Origin of the sequence: Paenibacillus sp. NPDC057934, assembly GCF_042887565.1 — a bacterium.
Lineage (GTDB): Bacteria > Bacillota > Bacilli > Paenibacillales > Paenibacillaceae > Paenibacillus_AQ.
On record NZ_JBHVPB010000006.1, the window covers coordinates 232,508 to 250,602 of the forward strand.

Genomic DNA, 18,095 nt, shown 5'->3' on the forward strand with positions numbered 1-18,095 from the left:
AAAATTACGTTTGATTTATATATGTACGTAAATTAAGGAGACAAAATGACATTTAAAGACTTGAACATTATCGGCCCGATCTTAGAGGGTTTGAGCAGAGCGAACTACACTTCCCCAACACCTATACAAGAACAGGCGATTCCAGCCGTGCTGGCCGGTAGAGATCTACTTGGTTGCGCGCAAACAGGAACAGGGAAAACGGCAGCATTTTCTGTGCCGATCATTCAATTACTATGCGAAAAGCCGAATGCTCCCAAGCAGGTACGCCGTATTCGTTCCTTGATTTTAACGCCTACCAGAGAACTGGCTATCCAGATTTCGGACAACATCAAGGCGTATAGCCGGTACACCGACATTCGTTGTGCTGCTATTGTGGGTGGCGTTTCCCAGAAAGTGCAGGAGCGGGCGCTGAACCAAGGCGCAGATATTATTATCGCAACGCCAGGTAGACTTATTGATCTAATCAATCAAAAGCGTATTGACTTGCAATATGTGCAAATATTGGTGCTTGATGAAGCTGACCGGATGCTAGATATGGGCTTTATCCATGATGTGAAGCGAATTATCTCCAAAATGCCGAGCAAGAAACAAACCCTTTTCTTCTCTGCGACTATGCCTCCGGAAATCACTAAAATGGTGAAATCGATACTGGTCGATCCTGTGAAAGTAGAAATCACCCCGGTATCCTCTACTGCAGAGCGCATTGAGCAATCGGTGTATTTACTCGAGAATGGTAAGAAACAGAACTTGTTGAACCATATTCTACAGGATAAATCGATTGTTTCAGCGTTGGTATTTACTCGTACTAAACGCGGTGCGGACCGTGTTACACGTGATTTGTCGAAAGTGAATATTACTGCACAGGCCATCCATGGCAACAAGTCTCAGACGGATCGTCAAAAGGCATTGAATAATTTCAAAAGCGGAGTTACACGCGTGCTGGTGGCGACGGATATCGCAGCAAGAGGTATTGATGTTGAAGAGCTCTCGCATGTAATCAACTTCAATCTTCCTAATATTCCTGAAACGTATGTTCACCGTATCGGTCGTACGGGCAGAGCAGGGAATAGCGGAATGGCTATTTCTTTCTGTGAGATGGATGAAGTTCCGTTCCTTAGAGATATTGAGAAATTGATCAAGAAGTCGATTCCTGAAGTGAAGGATCATCCTTATCCGATGACGAGTGTGCCACCGCAGTCTTTTACAACTAGCAAAGCTTCGGGAGCAGCCAACAAACCGGCCAAGTCCAAGGCGAACCCGGCACGCAAGCCTAAATCCGAGTGGTTTAAAAAGAGTGGCAATGCCAGCCACGATAAAACGGGTGGCAGTAAAGCTAGTGGCGGTAGAGCCAGCAGCGATAGAGCTAGCTACAACAAACCAAGCGGCAGTAAACCAAACGGCAATAGAACAAACAGTAATACAACAAACAGCAATAGAGTAAGTAAAGTTCACTAAGGTGAACTCTAACGGATAAACATAGCTCAATAGAACAGCGGTAGCCTAGGACTCTTGTTTCACGTCCAAGGCTACCGCTGTTTTTTATTGGGTCAAATGTTAATTTTCAGGACCAAAGAGTCGATACTCATTTTATGACTATTCATTGGCCTTCAATTGTTTAGAATGCTGTGATAATGTTGCTTGCCAATTGTAATAGTGTAGTATAATTACCAATGTTGTACTGTTTCATTTTCATTTCAAATTTTATGGAATAGAAGGAGAAGAAATATGATTGAAGAACGGGTAGAAACCTTTGCGTCCTATGATATTGAAATTGTAGCAGTGGAGCAAATATCACTGCCTCTGACACAGAAAGGGAAGCAGCGAATTCTGGTTGCATCTAGCTATGCAGATTATTTAATGAGAAATGACGAGTGAGATTTATGGTGGGATTAAAGATTTCTATTAGGGTTTGAAGCCTTTTAAATTAAATCCACACTAAATTAGTGCGAATAGTTGAAATATAAATAAAATAGATTTATAATCAGTTAATCATCAGTGAGTAACGATATGAGAGATTAACTGTTTATAAAGTGAGAGGATGTTATGAATGTCATCATTTGAATGGACATCTTTACAACTCGAGCATGAACTGCTCTCTACAATTTCATTGGTGGGGGAGCCTGTGGGCGCGAGCACACTGGTTCACACAGTAGGCAAGAAATATGAGCTCAGTCAGGCAACAATCGGCCGCAAGCTAATGGAATTAGATATGAAAGGTTATGTTCAGCTAGAGGGAAGAAAAGGTCGTATTCTCACAGAGAAGGGTGCAAATCGGCTCTCTCAACTGGAGAAGAGGATTCATCAGGAGACCCTCAATTCCCGTCTGCTGGAAGTGCTCAATGTGTCCGGGCAAAAGGCCATGATTAATGTGCTGGTCGCCAGAAGGGCACTTGAACGCGAAATTGCAAGCCTCGCTGCGCAGCGAGCCACACCAGATCATATCGAGCTTTTACGAAATTCCATACAGGAGCAGCTTGAAGTGTTATCTGAGAATCAAATTCCTTATGAAGGAGATCGGGAGTTCCATCATTTACTCGCATTAATTGCGCGCAACGACATCTTGATGCATGCGGTTCAGCTAGTATGGGATCGAAGCCGCGAACTGCCTGCTACAGCTTTCATTCGTAATTCTGTCGGCAGCAAGCTCGTTGTAGACCATCAAAGAATCGTCGACGCGATTGCAGAGGGCTCGCCTGAGAAGGCGGAGCAAGCGATGGTTGATCATATCAATCAAATGATTGAGGATGTAAAACGTTATTACCAATTGAAGCAGGATTCACAATCGCTATAGTGGCTTTGCGAAGCAAAACTTAAGCATGTAAGCTGAACAAAAGGAAGTAACGAAAAGCGAAGAGGAACGAAGGGGGAAGATTGGAACTGTAGGAGCGAAGCGCTCGCCTTTGTCGCCAGATTTCAACCGCTAGAAGCGGTTTATAAAAAGGAAATCTGGGGACAACAGCGACCGGAAGTCCAAACATTCCACTGTAGTGACGACCGAACTTTACGTTTGCTTCTTAAGTTCGTCTTCTATAGATGCTTACGAAGTAGTTTTGCTTCGCAAAACTTAGGTAGATGCTTACGAAGTAGTTTTGCTTCGCAAAACTTAGGTAGATGCTTACGAAGTAGTTTTGCTTCGCAAAACTTTAAGGAGGAAGAGAAAGTGGAACAAGGCTACCGGCTGGGCATAGATATCGGAGGCACATTTACGGATGCGATGGTCGCGGATGCAGACGGTCGCGTGGTCGCCTCGCTAAAGACGCCTTCCATACCGGATGCCCCGGAACAAGCTATTTTTAATGCGTTGGAGCAACTGCAGAAGGCTTCTATTAATATTGCGGATATTGGCCTGTTCGTGCATGGGACAACACTGGGTGTCAACACGTTAATAGAGCGGAATGGAGCGGTAACCGGACTCCTTGTAACGGAAGGGTTCCGGGATGTGCTTGAAATTCGCCGGTTACGATTAGAAAATACTACGAATCTATACGGCGACAAGGCACTTCCATTAGTGCCTCGCCGTTTGGTCAAAGAGATCGATGAGCGTTGCCTCGCTAGTGGCGAAGTCTTTCGCAACCTGAATGAGCAGCAGCTTCTTCAAGCCGTTGAAGAGCTGGTACAAGAGGGCGTAACGGCCATTGCGATCAGCTTCTTGCATTCCTATAAAAATGCCGGGCATGAGCAGCTTGCTGAGCAGCTCATCAAGCAGCATTATCCAGAGTTATTTGTCTGCACAAGCAGCGGCGTGTGGCCGCAGCAGCGCGAGTACGAAAGAACGCTGGCTACGGTCATGAATGCCTATGTCGGGTCGCAAATGGGAGGATACTTCCAGCGGCTGGAGCAGGGCGTGCAGCATTATGGTCTGACTGCCAAGGTGCTGTCCACAATGTCCAATGGCGGAATCATGTCCTCCACCAGAGCGTCAAGCGAGCCGGTGAAGACATTGCTGTCCGGACCAGCTTCCGGGGTTATTGGGGCCACGCATGTAGCTCGTATGGCAGGACTGAATCAGGTGGTTACGTTCGACATGGGTGGAACTAGCGTGGATGTTGCGTTGATTGACGGGCAGCCCGCTTACTCAGTTGATAATCAAGTTGGTGATTTTCCGGTGATTATCCCGGCCATCGATGTGACCGCTATTGGAGCAGGTGGCGGCTCCATCGCCTGGGTAGATTCAGCGGGCGTATTGAAAGTAGGTCCCCGCAGCGTCGGGGCCCGTCCAGGACCGGCCTGTTACAATCGCGGCGGAACACTACCGACCACAACCGATGCCTATCTGCATCTGGGCATTTTGCAGGCAGATCGTTTCCTGGGCGGTCAGATGGAATTAAGACCGGATCTGGCTCAAGCGGTGCTGAAGCGTCTAGGCGAGCAGCTCGGAATGAGTTCCTATGAAGCCGCACAGGCCATACTGGATGTGGCAACAGCCAACATGTATGCCCAGTTCACACCGCTTATGGCCCGCAAAGGCGTCGACCCGCGTGATTTTACACTGCTGGCTTACGGCGGTGCCGGACCTATGCATGCATTTCTAATGGCTCGTGAGGTTGGGATTCGCAAGGTGTTGATTCCGCCTTCACCCGGAACACTGTGTGCGATGGGCTGTGTAGTAGCCGATCTGCGGAATGACTTTGTGCATTCTCTGAACAAGGTTAGCGATGAGCTGCAACCGGATGAGCTGGCACACTGGTTCGAGCATCTTGGGGAGCAGGGGAAACGCTGGATCGATGAGGAAACAGAGCGAGGCATTGAGCTGGACCATACGTATCTGATGTACAGTGCGGACATGCGCTATGAAGGACAAGCCTTTGATCTCAGCGTGACACTTTCCAGTGAAGCGTACGGAGATATGACCGATGCCGAGGCAAGATTCCACCAGCAATATGAAGCGGTGTTTGGGACTAGTCAACCTGAATCCCCTGTAGCCCTCATGAACCTGCGGGCGACTATTATTGGCGTCACTCGCAAATCAGAGACTGTTGTTGTTCCAGCGCCTGTAAAGACTGACTATGAAGCAGAGCGGAGAACGATTGTTTTTGATGGACAAGAGTATCAGGCCTTCATTACGGACCGGGAACAATTGAACGTAGGTGAGTTGTTGTCAGGACCGGTCATTATCAATGAGTATGATACCACCGTATTCGTTCCACCAGGATACAGCCTGACTAAGGATCGTTTTGGAAATATCATCGGGGAGGCCGAATAGTGATGACAGACAAGGTCTTTCTTGAGATTTTTAAGAATCGGGTACAAGCCATTGTAGAAGAAATGGCCAATGTCGTTCTTCGGACAGGCTTTACAGCATTCGTCAAGGAAACCGGGGACTTCGGAACCTACCTGCTGACACCGGCTGGAGAAACCTTTGGTTCGCCGCTGGATACAGGCTATAATCTGTCCCTTGGTATTCCGGCGGGCGAAACGATTGAAGCCATCGGAGAGTGGAAAGAAGGGGATATCGTCATCACGAATGATCCCTATGCCACAGGCGGAATGGCGACCCATCTGCCGGATGTGCATCTGATCAAGCCCTTTTTTCATCAAGGAAAGTTAGTAGCATTCGGGATGTGCTTCGTGCATTCTTCGGACGTTGGCGGCAAAGTGCCGGGTAGCGTCTCGCCGACTGCTTATGATATTCATATGGAGGGCATCCGGATTGCACCGGTGAAGCTGTATGATCAAGGCGTCCTTAATGAGCAGGTACTTCGTCTATTCCTGGATAACAGTCGTATTCCCGATCAGAACTGGGGCGATCTAAAAGCGCTGATGGCAGCACTACATCGGGGGGAGCTACGGCTTCAAGAGCTGATAGGCCGTTATAGCCTGGATAGGGTCGAGCAAGGAATTGTTGATTTGCTGCAATATTCGGAGCTTAAGGTAAGGACCATTATCCGTGATATTCCGGATGGTTCCTATGATTTTTGGGATTACCTGGAGGATGGTCCTGGTGGCTATCCGATCCGTCTTCGCTGCCGGATGGACATCGCCGGTGAAGAAATCTTCCTTGATTTTGATGGAACTGATCCGCAGGTTCGAGCTTCCTTTAATATTGTAACTGCGAATAAACAAGGCCACTATATGCTTGTGCCGGCACTGATTCGCTATTTTCGAACCGTTGACCCTACGATTCCGTGGAACTCTGGCATGATCCGTATGGTTCGTAATGATGCACCTCCAGCGACGATCCTCAATCCTGAACCGATGGCGGCGGTTGGGGCCAGAGCTGCGACCTTTATCCGCGTCATGGATGTGCTGACAGGTGCGATGAGTAAGGCACAGGGAGATAAGCTCCCCGCCGCGGGAGCTGGACAAGCCTGTATCGTCATGCTGTCGATCACAGACCCTGTCACAGGCCGGAAGAAGGTTGGCGTGATTCAGCCAATTTGCGGCGGATCGGGTGCGCGGCCGATGAAGGACGGGATAGACGGCATGGACTTCGCTGTCGGACATTTGCGGAATATCCCTGCGGAAGCGGTGGAGGCTGAAATGCCGATTTTGATCGAAAGATATGGCTTGCGCCAGGATTCAGCAGGTGCGGGCAAGTATCGCGGTGGTAGCGGTATTGATCTGAAAGTGAAAATCCTTAGCCCAGATACGATCATGACGGCGCGCAATATGGAACGGATGCAGTTCCAGCCTTGGGGCCGGCTCGGCGGCGGTGTAGGGCAGGTTGGTGCAGCGATTCAAAATGCCGGGATGGCAGATGAGCGTTCCTTGGGAAGAATTGATGAGCTGCTGCTTCATCCTGGTGACACGGTAACGTTCCTGTCACAGGGCGGCGGCGGCTATGGTGATCCTTTCCTGCGTGATCCGCTGGAGGTACTGGAAGATGTTCGCAGCGGGTTACTTACGGAAGACGCAGCTGCGACGCTGTACGGTGTTGCACTCGTTGGGCAGAAGGTAGATGAGGCGGCAACATCCATTCTTCGGAACAATCATCAGGAGAATGTGGAGGATTTCAGCTTTGGCAGCAAGCGCGAGCAGTTCGAGCAGCTATGGAGCGATGAAATGCAGCGGGCTGTCGGACAGGCGCTTCGGCAACACCCGCTTGCGCTCCGTGATTATCTGAAACGAAGAACGATGGATAAAGCTGAAGCACTGGCACAGCAAGGCGTGCAAATCGCCCCCGATGATATCGAAAAGCTCATGCAGGATATAAAGAATCAAATCGGAATGTACTAAGTTATAAGGCTATATTCAATGAAATTAACATGCAAATAGAAGACTAGGCGTTACTCTGGTTATGTCAGGACTCTAGGAATGAAGTTAGGGCTCTTCGACGCATTCCTATCCACTTCACTCGTCTTCATAACAGAGTATGGATGAAATTGTAGGGGGGTGGTCGGAATAACAGGAATTTTTCCTGTTAATGTAGCACATTTCTGCAGAATGCGCGAAATAACTGGAAAAACTCCCGTTAGTCAGCGCGTTTGAACAAAATTAGATGAAATTAGACGAAATAACAGGAGTTTTTCCTGTTAATGTGCCCCATCTCTGCGTAATGAGCAAAATAACTGGAGAAATTCCCGTTAGTTAGCTTGTTTGAACAAAATTAGATGAAATTGGACTAAATAACAGGAATTTTTCCTGTTAAAGTACCACATTTCTGCAGAATGAGCGAAATAACTGGAAAAACTCCCGTTAGTCAGCTCGTTTGAACAAAATTAGATGAAATTGGACTAAATAACAGGAGTTTTTCCTGTTAATGTGCCGCATTTCTGCAGAATGAGCGAAATAACTGGAGAAATTCCCGTTAGTCAGCTTGTTTGAACAGGCTTAGAATCCGATTAGAGTACAAGTCCAAACATCACTGTAATGACGACCAAGCTTTACGTTCGGATCTTACGCTCGGGCCTTACGCTCGGAGCTTACGTTCGGATCTTACGCTCAGTTCCTAAGTTCATCTTGTATGGATTCATCTTATATAGATTCATTAGATAAAAGGAGAGATTACCATGAAATTGAAGAAACGTTCCCTGGCTCTGTCTGTACTTACCTTGGCAACTGCGGTGGCTATCACAGCTTGCGGCAGCAATGCAGCTTCTAACAACGGATCTAATACGGGCAGTAACACAGGTTCAAAACAAAGCACTAATACTAGCACTAGTAAGGAAGACAAAGTTAAGTTGACGATGTTCATCTGGGCAGGCTCCAATCAGGATGTAGTGCCTAAAGAGGTTGTGGCAAAATATGTAGCTGCCCATCCCAACGTCGAAGTAACCTTCGAGGAATCATCCAACTCTGTAATGTATCCGAAAATGGTTGCTGGCAAGCAAGCAGATCCGAACAATCCGATCGTTAACTTCGGTTATTTTAACGCGGACGCTTCAGCCAAAGGCTTGAAGGACGATATGTGGGAATCGCTGGACCCTTCTATTGTGACGAATCTGTCTGACATTCCAGAGCAATATCATCAAGCTGACAACAAAGGGATTGTATGGGGGATCTCCAGCTTTTCACTGGTATATAACAAGGATCTTGTGAAGACCCCACCAACCAGCTGGAATGATCTGTGGGACAATGAGCAGTTCAAAGGCAAAGTTGCGCTGTGGGATTACATGTTCTATCCGGTGATTTCGCCGCTGATTGCCGTTAAAGGCAACGAACTAGGCGCAACGTATGACAATCCGGAACCTGCCTTTAAGTTCTGGGGGGAGCATAGCAGCCAAATTCAGACCTTGGTGACCTCAAATGATCAGCTTAAGAGCCTGCTTGATTCAGGGGATGCTCTGATCGCACCATTCAGTGCCCAAGTCGCGCAGACCTGGATTGATGGCGGTTCGCCGCTTGCAGTCGCCTATCCGAAGGAAGGCGCGATATCCTTCCCTTACTCTCTGCAAATTGTAAAAGGATCTACACCGGAACAAGCTCGTGTGGCTAATGAAATTATCAATGAGCTGATCTCTGCGGATGCGTTGACCCGCTATGCTGAAGAGACAGGCACACCATTCACTAGTACGAAGGCGACCGTTCCAGACAAGTATAAGAATGATCCATCCTTCTCCGCAGAGGTGCAAAGCAAAGGCATCAACCCGGATTGGAGCAAAATGGCCCAAGATAGCTCCAAATGGAAAGAGCTGTGGGATCGTCTCGTCAAAACAAATCTGTAAAAGCTGTAAAGTAAGTGGAGGAAGGTGGGATTGGCATCATGAGCAATCAGTATGCTGAGACAACAGCCATCGAGGCCCGTAATATTGTGAAACAATTCGCTGGGCAGACAGCCTTGAATCAGGTTTCACTGGAGGTGAAGCGGGGGGAGTTTATCTCCCTGCTTGGCCCCAGCGGCTGTGGCAAAACAACGCTGCTGCGGATTCTAGGCGGATTGGAGCATCCAGATGGGGGAGTCGTTCTGCTCTCTGGTAAAGATGTTTCCGGAGTGCCGGCTTATGGACGCAATACGAATATGATTTTTCAACAGCTAGCGCTGTTTCCTCATATGGATGTATACAACAACATTGCGTACGGCCTTAAGGTGAAAAAACTGGGCAAGGCTGAAATCAAGAAACGTGTGGCGGAGGTGCTGGAGCTTGTGCAACTGTCCGACTACAGCAATCGCAGCATATCGCAGTTGTCCGGTGGTCAGGCACAACGGATTGCCATTGCACGCGCTTTGGTCAATAAGCCGGAGGTGTTACTGCTGGACGAGCCGCTATCTGCGCTTGATATGCAGCTGCGTTTGGATATGCAGCATGAACTCAAGCGTATACAGCGCGAATTCGGCGGGACCTTTATCTTCGTTACACATGACCAGAATGAAGCGATGAATCTGTCTGACCGTATTGCTGTTATGCGTTCTGGTGTCATTTTGCAGTATGGTACACCTAGTGAAATCTATGAGCGGCCGGTAGACAGCTTTGTAGCCAAGTTCATCGGTGATACGAATCTACTGGAAGCTAAGGTGATTGAGAGTAGCGGCTCTAAGCTGATCGTGGAGTGCTGCGGCAGAACGTTTGAAGCGCGGAACCCGGGGGCAGCTGGCGTGGGATCAACAGGTCATCTCTCGTTGCGTTATGAGTATGTTCAGCTAGGCGAAAGCGCGGGACGCTGTGATAATCCGTTGACCGGAAAAGTTCTGGAGAGTGTATATGGCGGTGCGAGCATCCGCTACAAAATAGATATTGGCGGCGGCTATGAGTTGACAGCTAATGTACAGTACCAGCCCGGGAATCCTATATATGGCGTGGGGCAAGAGATCGCGCTTGGTTTTCAGCGAGAGCATGCGCTGTTCCTTGATAGCTCGAGGGAGGCGTAATCATGACAAAAGCGTCCAGCAAGCCTGTTAAAAGGCCACCGCAGGGCCAGTCTTCCTGGCTTATGCGCTTGCTGTTATTGCTGCCTGCGCTGCTGCTGATGGGGATTATTTATTTGGCTGGAATGCTGATTTTTAGCCGATTCAGCTTTGATGCTTTTGAGCAGGGGACTATTGTATCGGCCTGGCGCACAGATACGTACAAGGCATTCCTGAGTGATCCGTATTATTGGAAATTGATAGGCTCGACCTTCCGTCTTGCGCTAAAGGTGACCTTCTGGAGTTTGCTGCTGGCCTATCCGCTCGCTTATGTCATTGCAGGGGTGCGCAGCTCCGGCTGGCGGCAAGTGATGCTGCTTGTGACCTTCATGCCGCTGCTGATCAGTGCTGTGGTCCGTTCTTATGGATGGATGATCATCCTTTCCCGCCAAGGCTTCCTGAACTGGATCTTTGTGAAGCTGGGTCTTACGGAGACGGGCTTTAATCTGATGCATAATGAGACAGGTGTCGTTATTGCGCTTGTGCATATCTTCCTGCCGTTCATGGTCTTTCCGATATTGAGCGTACTGCTTCAGAATGACGGGGTGCTCAAGCATGCCGCACATGACTTGGGAGCTGGAAAATGGCGGACCTTCTTCACGATTACCTTTCCGTTATCGGCAAGGGGAATAGCGAGCGGAGTACAAATCGTATTTACGCTGTGTCTAACGGCTTTTACTACCCCTCAACTGATCGGGGGCGGACGTGTGATGACCTTGCCCGTGTTTATTTACCAGCGGACGCTGGATACGAACTGGCCGATGGCTGCGGTAGCGAGTCTGTTTCTGTTCGCAGCTTCGATACTGGTCTCCCTACTAGTGAACCGATCGGCTGAATGGTTGATGTATAGACGCAGTTCTGTAGGAGGTCGATAAGATGCGTACAAGGAATGTTAGCTTCAAATGGGTACTGTACGTTGCAGCGATCTTGATCTGTCTGTTTCTGACGCTACCGCTGCTGATTATTATCCTGACCTCCTTTGGTGCGGGCACTTCCAGTGTGTTTCCGCCCAAAGGCTTCTCTACAGAATGGTACAGTCATTTAGCGTCACAGAAGCAGTTTGGTCAGGCTTTTGTTAACAGTCTGATTGCCTCCAGCGGTGCTACTCTGCTTGCCCTGGTTGGTGGGACTTTGGCGGCTATGGCGATTCTGTATTATCCCTTTCCAGGGAGTGGCGTTCTGAAGGCTTTCTTCATGTCACCGATGGTCGTTCCGAAGATTACACTGGGCGTAGCCTATTTGATTCTTTTCTCCAAAATGCATATCGCAGGCGGCTTGTTTGCGCTGATTTTGGGCGAAGCAGTGACAGTGTTTCCTTTTGTGATCTCTATTGTCGGAAGTGCGCTGGCGAACTTGAGTCCTGCGGATCGTGAGGCTGCCGCTGATCTTGGTGCCAAGCCGCTGAGAGTCTTTTTCACAGTTACGTTGCCGCAACTGAAGATTAGCCTCTTGATGGCGAGTGCGATTTCGTTCGTCTTTACCTTCGATCAGGTGGAGACAGCGTTGCTCATTTTGCGTCAGGGCAGCTATACCTTGCCGATTCAGCTGTTTATTTATATGGAAAAATGGCAGGACCCTACTATCGCCGTTGTCTCTGTCATGATGATTGTATTTGCCCTGCTGCTCTTCTTTGGCATTAAAGTCGCGCTGAAATCAGCGCCGGCCATGGAGAAAATGTTAGGGAATAAAAAATAGGAGGTTGTTGTTCCCATGAGTGATGTCGTCATTGCCAACCGCAGCCGGGCAGCGGCCTATATGGAGCTTCATGGCTTGTCTGCTCTCATTGCAACGACACCGGAGAATGTAGCTTATACCATTGGCTCACAGCTTCGCGCGACCAACTGGACAATGCAGATTTATGCGGTCATGCCAAAGAATCCAGAGCAGCGTCCATGCATTATTATCCCGACGAACCGGCTGGGCGTGATTGCCCAGCTGGGCATTTCAGGTGCGGACCTTTATGTCTACAGTGATTTCTTTGTAGAGGGGGCTATCGCGGGCAAGCCTTCAACGCCTGATATTGATCTTTTCTATGACCTGCTGCAGACAACTCCATCCTATGCGACTCCTTTCGCAGCGTTGGAAGCGGCTCTAACACAACTAGGTATCAAAGGACAACCTGTCGGCGTCGATGAGATGCGTATGGCTCCGGATATTTATAGTAAGCTGACTGACCTGTTGCCGAGCGGTGGAGCGTTCCCGGCGTATGGCCTGTTCCGGCAAATTCGCGGGGTGAAGACAGATGCGGAGATTGCGCTGTTGAAACAAGCTGCGGCGTTGAACGAGCAAGCGGAAAGCGAGCTGATCGCGATGATCGCGGCAGGCGTGCATGAAGCGGAAATTGCGCAGCATTATCGTCTGTCGGCAGTAAAAGGTGGAGCCGTTCCGGCGATGACCGCCGTGGGTGCCGGTCCTCGCAGTGCCTTGCCGCTGATCGAAAATTATTTTCACACCATTGCACCGGGAGATCTGGTACGCTTCGACCTTTGTCTGCAGCTAGGCGGGTATTGGGCGGATACCGGACGGACAGCTGTACTAGGTGAGCCGACGGAGTGGCAGCACAACCACTTTCAATATGTCAAAAGCGGCTGGGAGCGGGCGCTCGACATGATCAGACCTGGTGTCAAAGCCTCCGAGGTGTTCGAAGCGGCGCTGACCACTGTGCAAAAGGAAGGGATTCCGCATTACCGCCGTCAGCATGTAGGCCACGCGATTGGTTTGGAACTTTACGATGGCATAACGTTATCGCCTGGTGATCATAGTGTGCTGGAGAAGGGAATGGTCCTTTGCGTAGAGGTGCCTTATTATGAGCTTGGTGCGGGTGGTTTCCAAATTGAGGATACCGTTGTTGTGACAGAGGATGGCTTCGAATTTATTACTCACATGGAGCGTAGACTGTATCAACAATAGAAAAGGCACGAAGCATGAATTAATCAACGAAGGATAGATGTAATGGGAATACAGCAAGGAACAAAAGAATTTAAACACAGCAGTCTAGCGTTGTTCGCTGGCGGTTTCAGTACATTTGCACTTCTTTATTGTCTCCAGCCTATCATTCCTGAGTTAACCTTGGATTTCAAGATTACACCTACTCTGGCGAGCCTGGCGATGTCGGTCACGACCATTGCTATGGCGCTTACGATGCTGTTCGTTGGTGCACTGTCGGATGCTTGGGGAAGAAAAACGATCATGACTGCGTCGCTGGCGGCAGCTTCAGTAATTACGGTGGCCTTCTCTTTTAGTACCAGCTTCACCATGCTATTACTGTTGCGTATCGTGCAGGGCATTGTGCTTGCCGGGTTGCCTGCCATTGCAATGACCTATTTGTCGGAGGAAATGGATAAGAATAGTCTGGGCTATGCCATGGGCTTATACATAAGCGGAAATGCGATTGGTGGCATGGCTGGGCGGATTATAAGCGGGCTGTTGACCGACTGGTTCGATTGGCGTGTGGCGACAACAGTGCTGGGAAGTCTCAGTATACTGGCTTCAATCGTGTTCTGGCTGACCATTCCGGCTTCCCGGAGCTTTGTGAAGCGTAAGCTGGAGCTTAGCAGACTGGTGCCGCTGCTCTGGACGCAACTCGTTAACGTGAGGCTGTTATGTCTGTACGGTTTGGGGTTTCTGTTCATGGGCGGATTTGTGACGTTGTTCAACTATATCGGGTTTGAGCTGCTCGGGGCACCGTATAATCTAAGTCAGTCTTTGGTAGGTAGTATTTTTGTCGTATATATCATGGGTTCGATCAGTTCGACCTGGATGGGCAGAATGGCCGACCGCTATGGACGGATTCCGGTCATGCTGGCAGCCTTGGGTATTTTTTTGAGCGGGGCATTACTTACCGGCTGTGGAAGCTTAGTATTTAAAATACTTGGGATCACGTTGTTCGTGTTCGGCTTCTTCGGTGGGCATTCGATTGCCAGCAGTTGGGTTGGCCTAGTCTCCAAGGAACATAAATCGCAAGCCAATTCATTGTATCTGTTCTTCTACTATGTAGGCTCCAGTCTGAGCGGTACAGGCGGCGGTCTGCTGTATCATGAATTTGGCTGGTCTGGTATTGTTGGCTTGATCGCAGTGTATGTCGCTATCGGCATTCTGTTATGTGCCGTTCTTAAACGGCTGGGAGCTGGGGACACCAGCATTTCTCCTTTAAGTGGTTGACATCGGTGTCAGAATTCACATATACTGTCTGTATTCTAATATACGATATACGTTGAAAGAGCCCAGTAGCAGCTTAGTCCCTGTCACAGAAAGCCGGGGGTGATGGAACCCGGTACACACTAAGTCTGTCGAATTACACTCTGGAGTATCTCGGGTAATGCCGAGCGGAATGGCGATCGATACTTCGCTAAGAGTGGCAGCATTGGTGTGCGTTAGCACAAGAATCCATCGCTGCAAGCTGGGTGGTAACACGGTTATTGAATCGTCCCTATGTCTACAATAGACAAGGGGCGATTTTTTTTCGTGGAATCATGTTTGGATACTAGATAACTATGACTGAGGAGTGGAATGATTTGAATATTATTGACGAATTGGAATGGCGCGACGCCATTAATCAACAGACGGATGCCGAGGGACTTCGGGAGCTCACGAACCAAAAAGCAGTCTCGCTATACTGTGGGGTAGACCCAACGGGTGACAGTATGCATATTGGTCACTTGATTCCGTTCATGGTACTCAAACGTTTTCAGTTGGCTGGTCACCGTCCGGTGATTCTGATTGGCGGAGCTACAGGAACGATTGGTGATCCAAGCGGCCGGCAAAGCGAGCGTTCCCTGCAGACGCTGGAGCAGATTCAGGACAACGTGAATGCACTGGCGGCTCAATTGAAGAAGCTGTTCATCACCGAAGGTGACAATCAGATGCGTATGGTGAACAACTACGATTGGACCCATAAGATCAATGTGATTGAATTCCTGCGTGATTTCGGTAAAAACTTCAGCATCAACTCGATGCTGGCGAAGGATGTTGTGGCGAGCCGTCTGGAGAGCGGGATCTCTTTTACAGAGTTCTCTTACCAGATCCTTCAGTCGCTGGATTACCTGCACCTCTTCCAAAATGAGGATGTACAGCTGCAAATCGGCGGCTCCGATCAATGGGGCAACATTACTAGCGGTCTGGATCTGATCCGTAGAAAAGAAGGTTCTGAATCGAAAGCGTTCGGTCTTACGATTCCGCTGATGCTAAAATCGGATGGCACCAAGTTTGGTAAATCAGCTGGTGGAGCGATCTGGCTTGATCCGAACAAAACAACGCCTTTCGAATTCTACCAATTCTGGGCAAACACTGACGACCGCGATGTCGTGAAATACCTGAAATACTTCACCTTCCTCTCGAAAGAGCAAATTGATGAATTGGCTGAAAAGGTACAGACCGAGCCGCATAAACGTGAAGCGCAAAAAGCGTTGGCTGAAGAAATGACGAGATTCGTTCATAGCGAAGAATTGCTGGAGCAAGCAAAACGCATTACAGCGGCGCTGTTCAGCGGCGACATTAAATCGCTGACAGCCGATGAGATCGAGCAGGGCTTCAAGGAAATGCCGACATTTGAAGCGACACAAGAATCGAAGAACATTGTCGATTGGCTCGTCGATCTCGGCATTGAACCATCCAAGCGTCAAGCACGTGAAGACATTACCAAAGGTGCAATCTCACTTAACGGTGAGCGTGTAACCGATGTGGCGTTAGAAGTAACGGCGGATCAGGCGATCGGCGGCCGGTTTATCATCATCCGTAAGGGTAAGAAGAACTACAGCTTGGTGAAATTGTCTTAGCAGCTTGTATCCTTATTGCTGGTATGTCAAAATTTACGAATCTTGATGTGCCAGCAATTTTTATAAGGAGAGTGTTATGCTAACCTATCTGAATAATTCTGACACAGCTATTGTCGTTGTTCATGAGATTTATGGGATAAATGAGGCCCTCTGCTTATTTTTATTAAGCTAACGGGGAGCATAGTTTAATAATATTACGAATACTTTTTAGGAAGTGTTGTTTCAGTGAACCAAATTAGAAGAATTTCATAGTAGAGAGGTGACTTAAATTGTATTTATTGTATTTACCGACGGAGTTGGCACTGAACCTCCATAAGTTCTCACTTAATTATAGTAATCTTCCAAATCAAATTTCTCTATCTCAAATCAGGACGATGAATAAAATTGGATATATTCCAAAAATAAACAACATCATTCCAACAAGAGTCTTAATCTCAAATAGGAAATATAAAGAAATCCCGTGTAACATCGTTACTGTAGAATGTTATAGTTATAAGGAGCGTAAGTGGTTCCCTGTCGATGAGTATGAGCCACAATAACGTTAAAATTGTTGTTGTAGGTAGAATTCCAAATGTACACGCATTAAGGGTTCTAATTATCTCTAAATCACCTTGTTAAGCTCTAACGGGAAACAATCGCTCGATGAACCGCCTTTTCATCAAGGTGGTTTTCTTATGGTCAAATATTAATATTAGAATTTAACATAGATTTATCCTAAAGGGGAAACAATCGTTTAAAGTTGAGGAATTAAGCTCGGCATTAGATATGAAAGATAACGTCCGTGTTGAAGTTATAGGTCCTAAACATGGTTTCAGCGATCCTGGTTCGAGCCATTATTGTGAAGAGTCAGCGTTGAAAGCTAATAGTAAAATGATTGAATTTAAAAAGGCACTTCAGAAGTAAGCTTCTGAAGTGCCTTTTTTGCTGCACAAAACCAACCCGAATATCCTCCAGATAAAGATGCTGGCAGCAACTGCTATAGAGTAGGCTTACAAATGGGAGGAATCGAATTATAATCTTGTGAAATAGCAGCGCTTTTCCCTCTATAGCTCCAAGGTACCTGGGCACATAGCATTATAGAAGGCACTTCCAGGATCAGATAAAATAGATTTATGCCTATGATCTGAGGAGGACTGCTTTGAACCTGAATGAAGTTAACCGCAAACGGCTGGAAAGCTTGATATTGGAACATCAATTGACACATGCCGCGCCCTATTTGCTGCAAAATATAAGACAAACCATTAGCTGCACTAAGGCTGATGTTGAAGATTACATCACGCCTGGCGTGTCCAGAATCGGGGGAGATCCGGATCTCCCACCTCATATAGAGTGGCCTTTAACGACAGATGGGGTGCCGATGACCTTTTTAACACAACTGAACCTCAAGGAATGCTCCGGGCATGACGAGTCGTCATTGCTCCCGGCTGAGGGGATGCTTTATTTCTTCGTAGGCTTGGATGAGCCGGCGTACAATATTGAACATCGTGTGCTTTTTGTGCGGGAAGATCAGCTTGCTGGTGCAGAGCGGCGTGTAGCTCCCGAAACGACCGTGCTGGAAGAGAAGTTCAACGGTTATCAGCTGGATATTAAAGCCTCGCTTGAAGCGCCGAATTACGCTTATGTCGATAACGACAAGATCGAGAACGAAGCTGTGGGTTATGAGGAATATGAGGAGTTTGGTTATGAACTGAGTGACCGTCAGAGCAGTGAGGTAGCGCGGATGTTCGGTTATCCGATCGGCCAGCATGATGATGCGGAATATGAAGCGGCGTTGATGCTGCTGACTAATAAGAACTACAACTATAGCAAAGAAAAGGCGCTGGCGCAGATCACTAATCATTTTGGCGGAGATGAGGCAGCAGCTATGCAAGAAGTTCAGGATACGCTGATGCTACTTGAGCTGGAATCAGATAACGATGTGGGATTCTGCTGGTGGGATGCCGGATTACTGCACTTTTTTATCCGCAAGGAGGATTTATTGGCAGGGAATTTTGAGCGTACATATTGTTCGCTTTATTCTAGTTAACGGCAGGAGGACA

Annotated in this window: 13 protein-coding genes; all 13 read left to right on the forward strand. The window is 48.1% G+C overall.

All coding sequences use genetic code 11. The features are described 5' to 3' along the window. Positions 1-45 precede the first annotated feature (45 nt). The 13 genes from ACFVRY_RS15890 (at position 46) to ACFVRY_RS15950 (ending at position 18,082) form a co-directional block, all read left to right on the forward strand. Positions 46-1,455, forward strand: coding sequence for a DEAD/DEAH box helicase (locus ACFVRY_RS15890; RefSeq protein WP_387501185.1), 1,410 nt, complete (start codon positions 46-48; stop codon positions 1,453-1,455). A 270-nt stretch (positions 1,456-1,725) separates the two neighbouring features. Continuing rightward, a complete protein-coding gene (locus ACFVRY_RS15895) occupies positions 1,726-1,875 on the forward strand; it encodes a hypothetical protein (RefSeq protein WP_387501186.1) in 150 nt (49 codons plus the stop codon). Positions 1,876-2,047: 172 nt separating this feature from the next. After that, positions 2,048-2,791 (forward strand): FCD domain-containing protein, encoded by a 744-nt coding sequence (locus ACFVRY_RS15900; protein WP_387501187.1) that lies wholly within the window; start codon positions 2,048-2,050, stop codon positions 2,789-2,791. Positions 2,792-3,160: 369 nt separating this feature from the next. Continuing rightward, a complete protein-coding gene (locus ACFVRY_RS15905; protein ID WP_387501188.1) occupies positions 3,161-5,203 on the forward strand; it encodes a hydantoinase/oxoprolinase family protein in 2,043 nt (680 codons plus the stop codon). 2 nt (positions 5,204-5,205) lie between these two features. After that, positions 5,206-7,176, forward strand: a complete 1,971-nt coding sequence (locus ACFVRY_RS15910; RefSeq protein ID WP_387501405.1) for a hydantoinase B/oxoprolinase family protein — start codon at positions 5,206-5,208, stop codon at positions 7,174-7,176. A 773-nt stretch (positions 7,177-7,949) separates the two neighbouring features. Next, on the forward strand, positions 7,950-9,104 hold the full coding sequence (locus ACFVRY_RS15915; RefSeq protein WP_387501189.1) for an ABC transporter substrate-binding protein: 1,155 nt from the start codon (positions 7,950-7,952) through the stop codon (positions 9,102-9,104). Positions 9,105-9,142: 38 nt separating this feature from the next. Beyond that, positions 9,143-10,246 carry an ABC transporter ATP-binding protein gene (locus ACFVRY_RS15920; protein WP_387501190.1) on the forward strand — a complete coding sequence of 368 codons (1,104 nt, stop codon included), beginning with the start codon at positions 9,143-9,145 and terminating at the stop codon, positions 10,244-10,246. A gap of 2 nt (positions 10,247-10,248) precedes the next feature. Next, entirely contained in the window at positions 10,249-11,157 is a 909-nt protein-coding gene (locus tag ACFVRY_RS15925; RefSeq protein WP_387501192.1) for an ABC transporter permease, read from the forward strand. 1 nt (position 11,158) lies between these two features. Next, positions 11,159-11,977, forward strand: coding sequence for an ABC transporter permease (locus tag ACFVRY_RS15930; RefSeq protein ID WP_387501193.1), 819 nt, complete (start codon positions 11,159-11,161; stop codon positions 11,975-11,977). Between the two features lie 15 nt (positions 11,978-11,992). Next, positions 11,993-13,192, forward strand: a complete 1,200-nt coding sequence (locus ACFVRY_RS15935; RefSeq protein WP_387501195.1) for a M24 family metallopeptidase — start codon at positions 11,993-11,995, stop codon at positions 13,190-13,192. Between the two features lie 42 nt (positions 13,193-13,234). Then, positions 13,235-14,443: an MFS transporter gene (locus tag ACFVRY_RS15940; protein WP_387501196.1), complete on the forward strand. Its 1,209-nt coding sequence runs from the start codon at positions 13,235-13,237 to the stop codon at positions 14,441-14,443. 353 nt (positions 14,444-14,796) lie between these two features. Next, on the forward strand, positions 14,797-16,056 hold the full coding sequence (tyrS, locus tag ACFVRY_RS15945; RefSeq protein WP_387501197.1) for a tyrosine--tRNA ligase: 1,260 nt from the start codon (positions 14,797-14,799) through the stop codon (positions 16,054-16,056). Positions 16,057-17,194: 1,138 nt separating this feature from the next. Continuing rightward, a complete protein-coding gene (locus tag ACFVRY_RS15950; RefSeq protein ID WP_387501198.1) occupies positions 17,195-18,082 on the forward strand; it encodes a YwqG family protein in 888 nt (295 codons plus the stop codon). Positions 18,083-18,095: the final 13 nt, after the last annotated feature.

Coding starts and splice junctions, on each gene's coding strand:
- ACFVRY_RS15910 (WP_387501405.1), top strand. CDS start 5,206: ATGACAGACAAGGTCTTTCTTGAGATTTTTAAGAATCGGGTACAAGCC.
- ACFVRY_RS15900 (WP_387501187.1), top strand. CDS start 2,048: ATGTCATCATTTGAATGGACATCTTTACAACTCGAGCATGAACTGCTC.
- ACFVRY_RS15930 (WP_387501193.1), top strand. CDS start 11,159: ATGCGTACAAGGAATGTTAGCTTCAAATGGGTACTGTACGTTGCAGCG.
- ACFVRY_RS15890 (WP_387501185.1), top strand. CDS start 46: ATGACATTTAAAGACTTGAACATTATCGGCCCGATCTTAGAGGGTTTG.
- ACFVRY_RS15895 (WP_387501186.1), top strand. CDS start 1,726: ATGATTGAAGAACGGGTAGAAACCTTTGCGTCCTATGATATTGAAATT.
- ACFVRY_RS15920 (WP_387501190.1), top strand. CDS start 9,143: ATGAGCAATCAGTATGCTGAGACAACAGCCATCGAGGCCCGTAATATT.
- ACFVRY_RS15915 (WP_387501189.1), top strand. CDS start 7,950: ATGAAATTGAAGAAACGTTCCCTGGCTCTGTCTGTACTTACCTTGGCA.
- ACFVRY_RS15925 (WP_387501192.1), top strand. CDS start 10,249: ATGACAAAAGCGTCCAGCAAGCCTGTTAAAAGGCCACCGCAGGGCCAG.
- ACFVRY_RS15935 (WP_387501195.1), top strand. CDS start 11,993: ATGAGTGATGTCGTCATTGCCAACCGCAGCCGGGCAGCGGCCTATATG.
- ACFVRY_RS15940 (WP_387501196.1), top strand. CDS start 13,235: ATGGGAATACAGCAAGGAACAAAAGAATTTAAACACAGCAGTCTAGCG.